We start from the raw sequence: 14,807 nt of genomic DNA on the forward strand, positions 1-14,807 counted from the left end.
AACCTTGGTAATAAACTGTTATTGTTAGGGGGAGCAAATCAAATTCCCCTATTCCTCATGACACTTCCCAGCGCTGTTAATCCTGCTTCTCCTACCATTACGGTCCGACTTGCAACACTTGACGATACCGATACTTTGGTGGCGTTGCTGGCGCAGATGGACCACGATATAAAGGCGGATTCCGAGGCATCCTCGGACCAGCAAGCGAACAGTGCTAAACCTCACGACAGTATGGGTGCACTGAAGCGTCTCGATAGCGACGGCGCGCGCCGGGTTATTGCGCAGATGGCGACTTATCCCAACTTTAACGTATTGTTGATTTGTGCCGATGGCGTTGCCGTCGGCACGTTCAGTCTATTGATATTTTGCAGTCTGGCGCACGGAGGCAGCCAACAGGCGGTGCTGGATGCGGTCGTGATCAGCCCGCATTGTAGGGGACAGGGCATCGGTAGCGTAATGCTGGGACATGCATGCAAAATAGCTGCTGATGCCGGATGCTACAAAATAGCGCTATCCTCCAGTCTGCAACGCATGGACGCGCATCGATTTTATGACAGCTATGGATTTCAACAGCACGGGATTAGCTTTGCATTGCCGTTGTAGGATTTCAAGTCATCATGTTAAAAATTATTTGCGCTGATGATATTGAAGATAAATTTGAGAGGCGCGTAAGACTATCTTTAAAGATTGATAATCAAAGATTGAAAATATCGGACAATGCGCTAGACAACTCTCCAGACAATCCGCATCATCTCTATTTCTGCCAACCGGAAGGGTCCAATAATGCATGCCAGTCAATCATATCCAGCGCACGCAGAGCATCCTTTGCATGCCGATTTAATAGCCTTGTCGTCTAGCGACGGTGCGCAAATTTCCGTGTCGCTACATGGCGGTCATATTTGTTCCTGGCGCACAGCCGATGGTATAGAACGTCTGTTCTTAAGTCCGTTGACAAAGTGGGATGCGCCGTCTGCGATTCGCGGTGGAATTCCTGTGGTCTTCCCCCAATTTGCCGGTCGCGGTCCGTTGCCCAAGCATGGTTTTGCGCGCACTTCGCAGTGGACTCTGATCGCCTCTGAACTCCGCGCTAATGGCGAGGGCTTTGTACACATGACGATGTCCGATACGGCCGAAACCAGGTCACAGTTTCCGTTCGCTTTCAAACTTGACTTACAGGCGAACTTTGCCGGTGCCTCGCTTAGTACCGCGTTGCTGGTGACTAATACCGGTGAGCAATCATTCGATTTTACCTGCGCCTTACATACTTACTTAGCCGCCGAGGTGCCTGCCGCAGGGACGCCTGTCGCAGGATCGCCTGCCGCAGGATCGCCTGCCGCAGTACCTTCACAGCCAGCAATCCTCGGCTTGTCTACATGTCGCTATGAAAATAGTATCCCCGCAGACCCGCTTAATTTTGATGGAAATGGCACATTGCACATTACCTCTGAGGTAGATAGCATTTTCTTTCAGGCTCCCGCTACGGTGGAATTAGCTACCAGTAATATGGTCATGCAGATTCAGCAGGGCGGATTTGAGGATATCGTGGTGTGGAATCCGTGGGTCGCAGGCACGGAAAAAATTGGAGATCTGATGCCTGACGCGTACCAACATTTTGTATGCGTTGAAGCGGCTACCATCGAACACCCGGTGACACTCGCGCCGGGGGTGCAATGGCGTGGTCATCAGGAATTTCTGGTTAAGCCGATCGCGCATGTTGATTGATCAGCGTTTGACCAGCATGGATTTACGAGATTTTGAATTAGCGTAATCCGTTATCCATAAGTAATCATATTTGCGGACGGCGCAAAATTTCGGATAGCTGGCGTCCCGCAATCTCAATCGCGCCGCTATTGTCGATATACGTAATGCCAGCCACTTTCTCGGGGTTGAATCCTGCGCTGCGGAGTAAGCGACTTTGCAGCGCAGCCTCAGATTCGCGTTGTCGATTTTTTATGCGCTTGAGGATTAATTCTTTATCCGCATAAATCCAGATAATCTGCGCCTCAGGAAATAATTGCTGTAACTGCGGTATGTACGCGCGTGATCCGTTGATGACAACATCTCGACCCACTTTTAAATCTGCTTCGATCTTTCTTGCTATGCCGTACCGTGTGTCGTTTGCCTGCCAGTGCAGGCTGAAGTGACCGTCATGCAGGCATAGTTGAAACTCATCTTCTGTCATGGCGTGGTGCGCTTCGCTGACGTGGGCGGGACGGGTCACGCAGCGTCTGGCAAAGACGGTTCCGTGATCGTGCGGCAATTGTGCTTGCACCCATTGCAGCAAGGTATCTTTGCCGACGCCGGATGGTCCGACTACAAAGAATAAGCGGCCTTCGGCGGGTAAATCTGGCACATCTGCACACACCGTCTCAGCACTTTGCGTGAACGGAAAATGTCGCCACACCATCATCGCCGCGCCCGGTGACGACTCCTTAAAAATCGTCAGGCCATCTATCACTAAGGGCGCGTCCGATGCAGCGATTGCATCGGCGAAGCATGCATCAGCGGCTGTCTGCAATGCTGCAATATCAGATTTTTCCAACGCTGCAAGGCTATCCGTCAAGGTCAAATGAAAGCGATATTCCTCTTCTGTATAGGGGTAGCCCCAACGTGAGAGAAGTGCTTCCTGGCGCGCACTTAAGCCAGCCTTGTGCCGCTTGGATAGTTCGGCATCTGTCGGCGCCGCTCTCAATAAATCGAAATAGCGTACGCATCGCGTAGCGAGGGCACCGATTTGTCTTTTGCTGGCGGCGTTGGTCGTTTGCAGTGCCAGAAAATGCCCAAGTGCGTGAACGCCTATATCAAGGACAGGAACCGGCTTTTGCCGGGTGGCAAAGAAAGCTGCCATCTTCAGCAGATCCTCTTCCGAAAATCCTTTTGCTAACCGAAACGGCGCTTTTAATGTGGCGTGAAAGCCATAGCGCTGCGCATCTCTGGTCAGATGACCGAGCGCACCGGGTGATAATTCTGCAATTTCCGGCTGTATCGACGGCAGGTCGGTGATAGCGTCGCGTCCCAACCATTGGCTGGCTGCGTGCCACCAGTCGGCGTGATGCAGCGGCGCAAAATAAATCGCGTATCGCTCCTGCTTTAGGCCGGGAGGCTGACACTCGTTGCCACTATCAGTCCCAATAACCGGGATAGTATCGGGCGCTAGCATCGGTGCGAGGGATGTCATTGGTATCATTGGCGCTGCTGGGGTCGAAGGCATTGTTGGCAAATCTGTTAAAAAAAGCGCACTGAAAAGAGTCGAATACAACCAATAAAAATTACCGCCACAATGCTTTGCTGCTGACCTCTGTTGTGCGCCTGTTGTGCGTCAGTGGCTAGGTGTGGCGATAATTGGAATGACTTAAATAGTACTGCTTAAATGTTACCGCTGATTGACATTGTGACCAATATATTTCGTGTCATAGGGATGGCGCCAGCTTCAATGTCATCAAGCGTTAACATTCCGATGTTTCAATGATCGCATGGAATCAAACACACTTGCTTCGGCGCACATTGCACGCGCGTCATGGATGTCATTACTGGCTAAAGCACCGGGTCCTGTTTTGATCGATGCGGTTGCTCGTTACACGCGACAACATGGCGTGCTTCCGACGCATATCTGGTTGCGGCGTCCAGAGATTGGACTGGCAATGGTGCGCGCACGTACTGGCGGCACCGGTCAGCAGTTTAATCTGGGGGAAATGTCGCTCACGCGTTGTGCGTTGCGTCTTGCCTGCGGTCAAATGGGCGTGTCCTACGTCGCGGGACGGGACGCGCAACATGCCGAGTGGGCCGCATTATTTGATGCGTTATTGCAGACCGACACCGCGGCGCAGGTTGAGCAAATGATCTTGCTGCCAATCAAAGACGCGCTGGCTGCGCAACGTGCGGCAGTCGATGCGCAGGCGGCGGTTACCAAGGTCGAATTCATGACGATGGTCCGAGGAGAAAACGAATGAGTGCCCTTCCAGAAGTCGCGCTGCTACCAGCGTGGGACGATCCGGTCCGCGAGTCCCAGGCTACTTTCCGTGCCATTTTGAAGGCGTTGTCGGAGCCAGGATTGGTCCAGACTATTGGTGCCGATATCGAATTTCCGCCGCCGCTATTTTTATCGACCACCGCACTTTGCCTTGCGCTGGCAGATGTGGAAACCCCGGTATGGCTGGACCCAGGCGCTGACACAAACTCGCTTAACGCCTACTTGCGCTTTCATTGCGGTTGTCCATTGGTGGAAGATCTGGCGCAGGCGAGCTTTGCAGTGGTGACCGATCCGCAGCAATTGGAGAGCGAACACTTCTTCTCGCAATTTTCGCTCGGGACGATGGAATATCCTGATCGTTCGGCCATGTTATTTTTGCAGGTACCCGATTTAACCGGTGGGCCACAGCGTGTTTTCAGCGGCCCCGGGATTGATGGTCAGCGTGCGGTACGCGTAGCGGGCTTGCCAGTCAATTTCGATGCAATGTGGCAAAAAAATGTCGATGGATTTCCACGCGGAATCGATTTGATATTTTGTCACGGACCACACATTCTTGGCCTGCCACGCACCACCAGAATTGTTAACTGAAAGCGGGGACCGGCACCGCAACCACGCCAGCTAATGGAGTAAATTTATGTATGTTGCAGTCAAAGGTGGCGAGAAAGCCATCGAAGAATCGTATCTGGCCTTAGCGCGGGTCCGCCGCGGCGATCCGGCGCTGCCTGAAATATCGATAGACCAGATACGTGAACAAATGCCACTGGCGGTCGCGCGCGTGATGACTGAAGGGTCGTTGTATGACCGCGATCTGGCGGCGCTGGCGATCAAGCAGGCCAGCGGCGATTTGATTGAAGCGATATTTTTGTTGCGCGCTTACCGGACCACGCTGCCGCGATTGTTATCTACGGTGCCAATCGACACCGCAAAGATGGCAATTGAGCGACGAATCTCGGGGACATTTAAAGACGTACCGGGCGGTCAGATATTGGGCGCGACTTACGACTATACGCAGCGTCTTTTGGACTTTTCACTGGCTGCAGAAGCGACCTTGCAGGTCAGCCCGCAGAGCACGACAACGCCACCATCCTGCGTTGATACGGTACCAGAGGGCGCGGCCAGCATGACAGCGACCGCCGCTATGCCGCGCGTACTGGACTTTCTCAATGCCGAAGGGTTGATTGAGCAGGAGTCAATTCCGGCAGGTGATCCGGCACCGGGCGACTTAACCCGCGACCCGCTTGAGTTCCCGGCACAACGCGATATCCGCTTGCAAAATCTGGCCCGAGCGGATGAAGGGTTCGTTCTTTCTATGGCCTATTCTACTCAGCGCGGTTACGCTAATAGTCATCCGTTCGCTGGCGAAATCCGGCACGGAAAAGTGAGTGTAGAAGTAGTGCCGGAAGAGCTTGGTTTTGCTATCGAGATTGGCGACATCGAAATCACTGAATGTCAGATGGTGAATAAATTTGCAGGTTCGCACACGGAGCCGGCGCGCTTCACGCGCGGTTATGGATTAACCTTTGGCTACAACGAGCGGAAGGTCATCGCGATGGGATTGATGGACCGCACCTTGCGTTGTCAGGAATTGGGTGAAGAGGCCAGCTCGCCAGCGCAAATGGCCGAATTTGTGTTGTACCACTCGGACAATGTGGAGGCGTCCGGATTTTTGCAGCATTTGAAGTTGCCGCATTATGTTGACTTTCAGGCAGAGCTTAATTTGATCCGTGCATTACGTCGCCAAACCGCGGATGTTATGGATGCCGCTCCGGCAGTCACCCAAAATAACCACGCAGATGACGCCAATGCCAATGGCGCACGATTCGATAAGGCCGCATGATGGAGGCCCCGACTATTGCGTTGCCGCAGTCGCCGCAATCTTTACACTTCATGCCAGCGGTGCAGCCAGAACCCGGCTATAACTTCGCCTATCTGGATGAACAAACCAAGCGCATGATCCGTCGCGCCATCTTGAAGGCGGTTGCGATTCCCGGCTATCAGGTGCCTTTTGGTGGCCGTGAAATGCCATTGCCTTACGGCTGGGGCACTGGCGGTATCCAGGTCACCGCCGCAGTAATCGGCCGGAATGACGTGTTGAAGGTGATTGATCAAGGCTCGGACGATACCACCAACGCGGTTAATATTCGTCGCTTTTTCCGACGTACCACCGGCGTGGCGACAACCGAGCGCACGACCGAGGCGACATTGATTCAAACCCGTCATCGTATCCCCGAAACACCGCTATCCCCAGGGCAAATAATGATCTATCAGGTGCCGATTCCCGAGCCGTTACGCTGGTTGGAACCAAGCGAGCAGCAGACCCGTAAATTGCACGCGATGGCCGACTACGGTCTCATGAGCGTTGAGTTGTATGAGGATATTGCGCGCATGGGTAAAATTGCGACGGCCTACGATTATCCGGTGGTGGTCAATGATCGGTATATGATGCGTCCGTCGCCTATTCCTAAGTTCGATAATCCCAAGCTTGATCATAGTCCGGCGCTGCAAATTTTCGGCGCTGGTCGTGAAAAACGGATCTATGCGGTGCCGCCTTACACATCGGTTAAAAGTCTCGATTTTGAAGACTATCCGTTCGAGATCGAGAAGTGGGATCACTGTTGCAGCTTATGCGGCGCGGAGGAAAGTTTCCTTGACGAGATCATTGTCGACGACCATGGCGCACGCATGTATGTGTGCAGCGATACCGATTATTGTCAGCAGCGGGTGGTCGCACAAACGCCGCAAAAATCATGATCCCCGATATTTCTTCTCCTTTATCTTTGCCTTTGTCTTCTCCTCTACTAGCGGTTGAAAACTTGACGCATCGCTTCGGTGCGTTATCAGCCTGCGAGAATATTAATTTGCAGCTTTATCCGGGCGAGGTCCTGGGTATTGTTGGTGAGTCCGGCTCCGGTAAAAGTACCTTGCTGAACTGTCTGGCGGGCCATCTGGCACCGAGCGAGGGCCGGGTAATGTTTTCTACGCGGCATGAAGGCGTGGTCGATTTATATAAAATCAGCGAAGCGCGGCGGCGCTTGTTATCGCGCACCGACTGGGGCTTCGTACATCAAAGTGCGCGCGATGGATTACGGGCAAATGTATCGGCAGGCGCGAACGTGGGCGAGCGCTTGATGGCGATTGGCGCGCGCCATTACGGCAATATCCGTGAAGAGGCCTTGCATTGGCTGGATCGGGTGGAAATCGATGCTAATCGGATTGATGATCTGCCGCGTCATTTTTCGGGTGGTATGCAGCAGCGTTTGCAAATTGCGCGCAATCTGGTGACTAAGCCACGCTTAATTTTTATGGACGAGCCGACCGCAAGTCTTGATGTGTCGGTGCAGGCGCGGTTACTGGATTTGCTGCGCCAGCTGGTATCCCAATTGCACGTCGCTGCGGTGATCGTTACGCATGATCTGGCAGTGGCAAGATTGTTGGCGCACCGATTAATGGTCATGCGTCAGGGGCAGGTGGTTGAGCAGGGTTTGACGGATCAGGTACTTGATGACCCGCAACACCCTTATACACAGTTACTAGTCTCGTCAGTTTTACAGGCATGAGAACATGGATGGTAATCGGATGAAGCCATTAAGACAGATTGAAGTAAGAAACCTTTCAAAAGAATTCGTATTGCATCTGCAAGATGGCTTGCACATGCCGATTTTTTCTTTGGTCGACATGGATGTTGACGGCGGTGAGTGCGTAGTTATTCATGCACCCTCTGGCGCGGGCAAGAGTACCTTGCTGCGTTGCCTGTACGCGAACTATCGCGCCAGTAGCGGCAGCGTCAATATCCGGCATGTGCCAGATCGCAATGGTGGTGGAGATGGCGACTGGGTGGATTTAACCACAGCATCGCCACAGCAGATTCACGCCGTACGACGTACGACGCTCGGCTTTGTCACGCAGTTTTTGCGCGTGATACCACGCATCACTACGCTTGATCTGGTGGCCGAGCCGTTGATCAGTCGAGGCATGGCCGTCGACGAGGCGCAGGATCAGGCTAAGTCGTGGCTCGCCAGATTGAAAATTGCGCCGCGGCTATGGCAAGTGCCACCGGCGACGTTTTCTGGCGGAGAGCAACAACGCGTCAATATCGCCCGCACACTGATCAGCGATTTTCCGATATTGTTGCTTGACGAGCCGACTGCCTCGCTAGACGAAGGCAATCGCGATACCGTCATCGCGATGATTCAGGAGGCTTGTGATCGTGGCACCGCAGTGGTGGGCATCTTTCACGACGAATACGTACGGCGCGCTTTGGCTACCCGGTTGTTTCCGCTAGAGGCAATACAATCGGTAGCAATGGAAGCGTAAATTTACGCTTGTGGCATCATTACCAGATTGTTCGCGGCACTTCAAAAACCGCGGTCCGTAATGTGGGGCTTGTAACTGCTTTTTAGCTGCGCTTTTATTTGCGCTTTTATTTGCGTTTATAGTAGCGGTTGGAAGCTGCATAATCAGCAGCACAAACAGCTGAATTTTATTGGCACAAACGGCTGAACGAATGGCTAACTTTTAATCATCTATATCTATTATGACCGCAATCTTCGCCATCAAAAACGCGCGTATCGTCGGCTCGGAAGAGCACTTTATCGGCAACCTATCTGTTGCCGATGGCATTATCAACGAGCTCTCCGCTGGTGCATCGCAAGTGGGAGAGGATTGGGATGGCGACTATTTGATTCCAGGCCTGGTCGAGCTACATACTGATAATCTTGAAAAACACTTGATGCCGCGTCCCAAAGTTAACTGGCCGATATTGCCAGCTATTCTAGCCCATGACGCGCAGATTGCAGCAGCGGGGATCACGACGGTTCTGGACGCACTGGGGGTTGGTGATATTGACCCCGAAAGCGTGCGCAGTACCATGCTGGCAGCTTGTGTGACGAACCTGCAACAGGCGCGTGCTAACGGCTTGCTGCGCGTTGAACATTATTTGCATCTGCGACTGGAACTGGCAGAAGAAAACCTGCTCGACATGTTCTCGCCTTTCGTGAATGACCCGACCCTGAAGTTGGTGTCATTGATGGACCACACCCCCGGCCAGCGGCAATGGACGGACCTCAGCCACTACCGGATATATACTACTGGCAAGCGTGGATGGAGCAACGAAAAAGTCGATGCGATGCTGGAGGACATGCGCGAGCGCCAGGTCCGCTACGCAGACGATAATCGTCGTCGCATCGTCGAGAGTTGCAATGCCATTGGTAAGCCTATGGCGACCCATGACGACACCACTATTGCGCACGTAACCGCAGGGTTTGCAGAGGGTATCAAAATTTGCGAGTTTCCGACCACCATGATTGCAGCACAGACTGCGCGCAAGCACGGTTTAGGCACCATTATGGGCGCGCCAAACGTGGTGCGCGGCGGATCCCACTCAGGCAACGTCTCTGCGGCTGAGCTGGCACGCGCAGATTTACTGGATGTACTGTCATCAGATTACGTTCCGGCCAGCTTGTTGCACGCTGCCTTTTTGTTGCAAAAAGAAGGTTACAGCCTGCCGAAAGCTATCAATACTGTATCGCGTAATCCAGCGCGCATGATCGGGTTTGAGGACCGTGGTGAAATCGCTCCCGGTTTGCGTGGCGATTTTCTACGGGTGCGCGTGGTCGATGACATCCCCGTGATTTTGCAAGTATGGAAATCGGGTCAGCGCGCAATATAAAATATGTTTCCCAAGCCTATTGAGATGCGATTTGGGGGAAGGTATCTCGTGAGTCATATATGCATGGCCCCTAAATACTTGTTTAAAATCTTTTCAACATCTTCTCAAGAGCAAAACGAGAAATGCCAAATTAACGAATTGAAGGCTGGTGTTAAGCTGCCGTTCACAGTTTTTCCCCAGCCTTCTGCATTTTTCAAGCCAGGCAAAAGAACGTTCTACCACCCACCGCTGAGGCATCACCGCAAAGGTATGAAGCGCACTGCGTTTTGCAACACTGACAGAGGCTCCCACTATTTCGCATACGGCATCGGCAAAAGGCTGTCCGGTATACCCACCATCGGCCATTATATTAACGACTTTGGAGAGTGTTTTTTTGTGCCGTGTCAGCGCTTCCACAGCGCCTTTTCTATCCGTGACATCGGCCGTCGTCACCGAAATCGCATGCGGTAAGCCCTGTGTATCCACGGCAATATGGCGCTGGATACCAGATACTTTTTTACCCGCGTCATATCCTTTGTACTTTGCCGTATCCGTATTTTTTACGCTCTGCGCATCAACGATGAAGAACGTGGTCAACGCGCTCCGTCCATTGCTGGTGCGGACCGCGCCAGCCACATTTTTTAAAAGCCTGCTCAAGCAGACTTAGTCCATCCTCCGACGGCCTCTCTTTCCATAGCTGAAAGTAATAATAGACCGTGCTCTTCTTCGGAAAATCACTCGGAATCATGTCCCATTGACACCCACTTTTCAGCAGATACAGAATCGTGCAAAATACGTCGTCCACATCAATTTTCCCGGGCTTCGGGCGCTTACCCGCACTCAACAACAGCGGGGCTATTTATTCGAACATCTCTCGACTATATCGCTTGGGTATTTTTTTCGCATGCAGCCCAAAAACACAATTACTTCTACATTGGCAAAAAATTTTAAACAGGCTCTCAGAAGGGATAAACCAACTTCTGGATGGAAACAAAAAAATGAGCGGTATGGAAAATGCGAAAAGTCATTTTTGGAAGAGAACCAAGTAATGAGGCTGTAATCATCCAGACTCATGATTATTTTAATTAATTCGAGACAGAATACCGTGATACGTTAGATGAACCGTACGATTAACTAATGTCGGATAATTAGCCATAATTATAGTAAACATAATACCGAGTATATTATCAATATCCAATATAGCAAAGATCTGCATGCAGTTATGGATGAATTCCCATTTTACAGAAAAGCTCCGATTAAGATGGGTCATTTGCATTAATGGGAGACTAATCGAAAAAACGTAAGTAAAAGGCGCTCGAAAAATTTCGTTTTCTCTATTGGGTGTCCGATCCAGATAAAATATACAGCGATGCCGCTTTTTTGATAGCAAAAATCGATATTATTGGTATAGTTTTTATTTTTAAGAAATAATTCTGAAAATATATGCGATTCCCTTTACCGTGCCATCAATTGACTCAATCTTATCCACTCAGAGGTAATAATAGAGATACACATGTAATGCGTGGAGACAAAAAATTTATACACAATATACATGCAGTACATAGCTTCCCTACGCTCTTTTCAAAAACCAGCATGATTCGGTCTCCCTCAGTACAACAGTCCAGGAATACTGAAACTGGCACACTGGTAACAGCAATTCTGTCGGTTGAACCAATGACGTCTGCGACGCAGGCTCCCGAAGAAAAAATTTCAAGCGATTTTGGTCACCCCAGTACCCCTTTACTAAAGTTTAACAATAACAGAGCAAAACTCTCTGCACACCATGAAAAAACTTTTGTTGCATTCAAAGATATTCCTGACAGCTTAACAATTACCGTAGAGAACGACTTAACTCCGCGTGATAAATATGATGAAGCCACTCTTACTCCGGAGAGTTGTGATACAGGTAAAGCGAGTTACGTCAATGTTAACGATCAAACTATTTATAAAAGCATACAGGGAGACGGGATTATATTGCAGCCTTTGCTAGAGCCATATTCAAAAAATATTCCTATGGATGGCATTGTTTTTAGACACAATTTTAAGACCGCAGTCACTATAGGAGATAGAACTTCTCTGGTGAAGTATGATGCTGCTCTTGGAGCCTGGAGAAAATATAATGGCTGGAATGATCAGTTAAAAAACCCTGTATGGTTGATTTCAACATCTCCGGCAAAATGGGAAACTGGATCGGTAGATCAATACAAGAAAATAGCAACAACGCTACCAGTTGCTGTGGAAATTAAGGCAGTTGAGATGCCACGCATACCAAAACTCCCAGATAATATTCAACCAATACCTAAAACAATCCATTATGTTTGGGTAGGAGATGAAGCACTGCCAGAAAAGATGGTAGAAAACATAAAAAAAAATCGGAGCAATAGTCATGGTTTTCAATCGATCATACATGTCGATGCTATCCAAAAAAATGTATTAACAGAAATTCAGAAACAATTTGAAGGGTCTGGTATAACAATATCTGATCTTAATGATGAGAAATTTTTTAAGAATTTCCTGCCAACCGAAAATAGTGGACTCTATACTCACGCTAAAAAAGTTAAAAGGTATGTTAATTCAGCCGACTATATGCGCTGGCGATTGATTAATGAATATGGTGGAATTTATATGGATGTAGACGACGCATTCAAACAGTCCATAGAAAACATTGATATTTTTGCAGCACATGGTGATGTTTTATTAGGACCAGTGGTAGTAAACTACAATGTTGGATTTGAAGGCTATAACTCTAGTATTTTTGCTAGTCTGGCAAATAATCCGGTAGTGATTAAAATATTAGAAAAAATGACCAATATTTATAATGCCGACAGATCATTTTATGATAAAGCGCGCCCGGTTCTCATCAGAAACGCATTGGGCAATGTTATTGTAGGTTCGGAAGAAGAAATGCGCGTTTATGCTAGGCAGGTTTTTGAACGTACTGGCCCTGGAATGTGTAATGACGTCCTAAAAAAATATCGGCCAGACTATTATGATTTATTTGATAGGTATCAATATTCAGGTTTGTCAGTTCATATTGTCAATTGCCCATATGACAATAAAATGCGGGAAGTTTTAGATCATTACCTTCCATTTTTCGAAAAAGTGCCGGTTGAGATTGGCCATGCTAATTCATGGGAGGTCAATTGACAGAGGCGAGAATAGTTCATCCTGGATGATTAATGACTTCACGCATCCGAACACAGCGCCAAAGCTTACTTTAAAGTGTCGTAAATAGTCGGCCTTTATGTGGACGTCTCCCGGAAAGCAAGACATAACAGCGTGAAGTTTCAGCGAAGGTTGCAGTTTTATATACGGCCTGTCTTCGCAGGCTTTTCCCTGCTGGCCCTGATGGTATTCGCGGGCGGGGTTCTTATTTGAATAGCGGGCTTGATGCCCTGGCCGACTAGCAGAATTTTCCTACCCGGGTGTGACCTGTTGACCCGTCACTATGTGTCAAGACGCGTTTGGTTATATGCGCGTTTAACGAACAAAACAGGCTTTTTGTTGTGCCATTCTTTAAGTGCCTGAATTGGTGTTTAATGTTTTAAAGCACGCTGAGGAATGTTGTGATTATAAATTCTGAGATGGTTTTGCAGTGTTGATTCGAGCTCGGCTGCAGAGTTGAAACGGGTCTGATTGTCAATCTCGCTAATGCGCCCATTGAAGCGCTCGACCATGCCATTCGTTTGTGGATGACGGGTTTAATCAAGCGATGTTCAATCTCAAATTGCGTGCAAAGACGATCAAATAAATGCTTGCTACTAGTTTCTTTTTTCTTAGTGGTGAAGCGATCCGTAAATTGGCTGCCGTTGTCGGTGAGAAGCTTAGTGATTTTAACGGGGCAGGCTTTTTTACTTTGATGAGAAAGTCGGTGTTGCTGTTTTCAGTTTGATCAGCATAGATTTCCATGTAGACCCAACGCGTTGCACGGTCAATGGCGACAAATAAATAACGTCGTGACGTTTTATCTGTCATTTGCGGTAAGTACTTGATGTCTATGTGTAAAGCCTGGTTATAGTCTTTAAACGTTTCTTTTTGGTTGGTTCTTCTTCCGTTTGTGCAACCAGATCACGTAAATTGGAAACGCCATGGCGACGTCGGTTAAAAGCTTCAGCTAATCAAACTGCCCCTCAGCCATCGGAAACGCACGTAAAAATTCTGAAGCCGGTAGGCGCTTGCCGTTTGGCTTTTGTAATATAGTCAGTCGTAAAGCGCCTAGGCCACACGCTACCACTACGCCGTTTTGCGCATCTGCGCTGATGATCCGACCGGCGCTGTAGTTGCCGTTCACCGCATCATGCGTGGCCACCTCTGCGCCCCAGATTTTTAACGTTACGCCACCTAATGTCGCAGATGCGCCCGGGAACGGATTAAATGCGCGGATTTTTCTGCCTAGTGCTGTGGCGCTTAAGTGAAAATCCAGCGCCGCTTCGTCCTTGGTAATTTTAGCCGCGTAGGTCACGCCCAGTTCCGGTTGCGGGGTCGCGGGCAACGCATCGCGTGCTAATTTCTCTAACGCATCGACGATCATGCGCGCGCCAAGTGCTGCTAACTTGTCGTGCAGGGTGCCAGTCGTGTCCTCATCGTCAATCGTTATACGTTCAAGTAGCATCATTGGACCTGTATCCAAGCCTTGTTCCATCTGCATAATGGTGACGCCGGTTTCTGTGTCACCCGCTTCAATGGCGCGATGTATCGGCGCTGCACCGCGCCAGCGTGGCAAAATTGAGCCATGAATATTGATGCAGCCGCGGGTTGGGATTGTCAGAACGCTAAGGGGCAATATTAAACCATAAGCGGCCACCACCATGACGTCGTGCGGAGTCGATTGCAACAGCGCATGCGCTTCATGCGCGATGTTGGGGTATTTTCCATCGAGTCTTAACGAGACTGGCTGGGCCACCGGGATGTCGTGGGCGAGGGCAAATTGCTTCACGGCTGACGCATGCAGCTGCATACCGCGACCCGCAGGGCGGTCGGGCTGGGTCAGTACCAGCTTTATCTCGTGACCCGCATCGTGAAGCGCTGTGAGCGCTACGGCGGCAAATTCGGGTGTTCCGGCAAAGATTATTTTCATGGCGGGATTTTATTACGGATGCGCTAGTTTCTGTGCCATTGGCGATAAACGTTTTCCGACTGCCACGTTACGTTTACCTTTTAAGAGAGGAGCGGAACTCACCATCGGCAGAA

Annotated in this window: 12 protein-coding genes and 2 pseudogenes; 10 read left to right on the forward strand and 4 right to left on the reverse strand. The window is 49.9% G+C overall.

What is annotated here, in order from left to right; translation table 11 throughout:
* Window positions 1-57: 57 nt before the first annotated feature.
* Together HAV38_RS16200 and HAV38_RS16205 are read left to right on the forward strand one after the other, a co-directional pair.
* Window positions 58-603: a GNAT family N-acetyltransferase gene (locus HAV38_RS16200; protein WP_168056403.1), complete on the forward strand. Its 546-nt coding sequence runs from the start codon at window positions 58-60 to the stop codon at window positions 601-603.
* 180 nt (window positions 604-783) lie between these two features.
* Entirely contained in the window at window positions 784-1,722 is a 939-nt protein-coding gene (locus tag HAV38_RS16205; protein ID WP_168056404.1) for a D-hexose-6-phosphate mutarotase, read from the forward strand.
* Window positions 1,723-1,786: 64 nt separating this feature from the next.
* Here HAV38_RS16205 and phnN read toward each other — a convergent pair whose 3' ends face one another.
* Window positions 1,787-3,178: a phosphonate metabolism protein/1,5-bisphosphokinase (PRPP-forming) PhnN gene (gene phnN, locus HAV38_RS16210; protein ID WP_168056405.1), complete on the reverse strand. Its 1,392-nt coding sequence runs from the start codon at window positions 3,176-3,178 to the stop codon at window positions 1,787-1,789.
* A 295-nt stretch (window positions 3,179-3,473) separates the two neighbouring features.
* Between phnN and phnG the strand changes: the two genes are divergently transcribed.
* The 7 genes from phnG to HAV38_RS16245 all read left to right on the forward strand — a co-directional run bounded on the left by phnG (window position 3,474) and on the right by HAV38_RS16245 (window position 9,638).
* Entirely contained in the window at window positions 3,474-3,950 is a 477-nt protein-coding gene (phnG, locus tag HAV38_RS16215) for a phosphonate C-P lyase system protein PhnG (protein WP_168056406.1), read from the forward strand.
* The gene (phnH, locus tag HAV38_RS16220) at window positions 3,947-4,558 is read left to right on the forward strand and encodes a phosphonate C-P lyase system protein PhnH (RefSeq protein ID WP_168056407.1); all 612 of its coding nucleotides are present in this window, start codon (window positions 3,947-3,949) and stop codon (window positions 4,556-4,558) included. Before phnG ends, phnH begins: the two co-directional genes overlap by 4 nt.
* Window positions 4,559-4,604: 46 nt before the next feature.
* Complete coding sequence (locus tag HAV38_RS16225) at window positions 4,605-5,807, forward strand: carbon-phosphorus lyase complex subunit (RefSeq protein WP_168056408.1); 1,203 nt, start codon at window positions 4,605-4,607, stop codon at window positions 5,805-5,807.
* A gap of 50 nt (window positions 5,808-5,857) precedes the next feature.
* Window positions 5,858-6,721 carry an alpha-D-ribose 1-methylphosphonate 5-phosphate C-P-lyase PhnJ gene (locus HAV38_RS16230; RefSeq protein WP_168056484.1) on the forward strand — a complete coding sequence of 288 codons (864 nt, stop codon included), beginning with the start codon at window positions 5,858-5,860 and terminating at the stop codon, window positions 6,719-6,721.
* Window positions 6,718-7,527 carry a phosphonate C-P lyase system protein PhnK gene (gene phnK / locus HAV38_RS16235; protein ID WP_168056409.1) on the forward strand — a complete coding sequence of 270 codons (810 nt, stop codon included), beginning with the start codon at window positions 6,718-6,720 and terminating at the stop codon, window positions 7,525-7,527. Before HAV38_RS16230 ends, phnK begins: the two co-directional genes overlap by 4 nt.
* Before the next feature lie 19 nt (window positions 7,528-7,546).
* Window positions 7,547-8,284: a phosphonate C-P lyase system protein PhnL gene (gene phnL, locus HAV38_RS16240; protein WP_168056410.1), complete on the forward strand. Its 738-nt coding sequence runs from the start codon at window positions 7,547-7,549 to the stop codon at window positions 8,282-8,284.
* 220 nt (window positions 8,285-8,504) lie between these two features.
* Window positions 8,505-9,638 carry an alpha-D-ribose 1-methylphosphonate 5-triphosphate diphosphatase gene (locus HAV38_RS16245; protein WP_168056411.1) on the forward strand — a complete coding sequence of 378 codons (1,134 nt, stop codon included), beginning with the start codon at window positions 8,505-8,507 and terminating at the stop codon, window positions 9,636-9,638.
* A gap of 93 nt (window positions 9,639-9,731) precedes the next feature.
* Here HAV38_RS16245 and HAV38_RS16250 read toward each other — a convergent pair.
* A pseudogene (locus tag HAV38_RS16250) lies at window positions 9,732-10,523 on the reverse strand (IS5 family transposase).
* A 612-nt stretch (window positions 10,524-11,135) separates the two neighbouring features.
* Here HAV38_RS16250 and HAV38_RS16255 point away from each other — a divergent pair.
* Window positions 11,136-12,764, forward strand: a complete 1,629-nt coding sequence (locus tag HAV38_RS16255; protein ID WP_168056412.1) for a glycosyltransferase family 32 protein — start codon at window positions 11,136-11,138, stop codon at window positions 12,762-12,764.
* Between the two features lie 299 nt (window positions 12,765-13,063).
* On the opposite strand, the pseudogene HAV38_RS16260 reads toward HAV38_RS16255, so the two are convergent.
* Together HAV38_RS16260 and fmt are read right to left on the reverse strand one after the other, a co-directional pair.
* Window positions 13,064-13,714, reverse strand: a pseudogene (locus HAV38_RS16260) (integrase core domain-containing protein); the annotation flags it as partial.
* Window positions 13,715-13,731: 17 nt separating this feature from the next.
* Entirely contained in the window at window positions 13,732-14,694 is a 963-nt protein-coding gene (gene fmt / locus HAV38_RS16265; RefSeq protein ID WP_168056413.1) for a methionyl-tRNA formyltransferase, read from the reverse strand.
* Window positions 14,695-14,807 lie beyond the last annotated feature (113 nt).

It is taken from the genome of Glaciimonas immobilis (genome assembly GCF_011947285.1).
In the GTDB taxonomy this organism is placed as follows: Bacteria; Pseudomonadota; Gammaproteobacteria; order Burkholderiales; family Burkholderiaceae_D; genus Glaciimonas; species Glaciimonas immobilis.

What these genes read in the sequence shown, in the direction of transcription:
- HAV38_RS16200 (WP_168056403.1), top strand. Translation starts at nt 58, where the DNA reads ATGACACTTCCCAGCGCTGTTAATCCTGCTTCTCCTACCATTACGGTC.
- phnL (WP_168056410.1), top strand. Translation starts at nt 7,547, where the DNA reads ATGAAGCCATTAAGACAGATTGAAGTAAGAAACCTTTCAAAAGAATTC.
- fmt (WP_168056413.1), bottom strand. Translation starts at nt 14,694, where the DNA reads ATGAAAATAATCTTTGCCGGAACACCCGAATTTGCCGCCGTAGCGCTC.
- HAV38_RS16225 (WP_168056408.1), top strand. Translation starts at nt 4,605, where the DNA reads ATGTATGTTGCAGTCAAAGGTGGCGAGAAAGCCATCGAAGAATCGTAT.
- HAV38_RS16255 (WP_168056412.1), top strand. Translation starts at nt 11,136, where the DNA reads ATGCGTGGAGACAAAAAATTTATACACAATATACATGCAGTACATAGC.
- HAV38_RS16245 (WP_168056411.1), top strand. Translation starts at nt 8,505, where the DNA reads ATGACCGCAATCTTCGCCATCAAAAACGCGCGTATCGTCGGCTCGGAA.
- phnN (WP_168056405.1), bottom strand. Translation starts at nt 3,178, where the DNA reads ATGACATCCCTCGCACCGATGCTAGCGCCCGATACTATCCCGGTTATT.
- phnK (WP_168056409.1), top strand. Translation starts at nt 6,718, where the DNA reads ATGATCCCCGATATTTCTTCTCCTTTATCTTTGCCTTTGTCTTCTCCT.
- phnH (WP_168056407.1), top strand. Translation starts at nt 3,947, where the DNA reads ATGAGTGCCCTTCCAGAAGTCGCGCTGCTACCAGCGTGGGACGATCCG.
- HAV38_RS16230 (WP_168056484.1), top strand. Translation starts at nt 5,858, where the DNA reads ATGCCAGCGGTGCAGCCAGAACCCGGCTATAACTTCGCCTATCTGGAT.
- phnG (WP_168056406.1), top strand. Translation starts at nt 3,474, where the DNA reads ATGGAATCAAACACACTTGCTTCGGCGCACATTGCACGCGCGTCATGG.
- HAV38_RS16205 (WP_168056404.1), top strand. Translation starts at nt 784, where the DNA reads ATGCATGCCAGTCAATCATATCCAGCGCACGCAGAGCATCCTTTGCAT.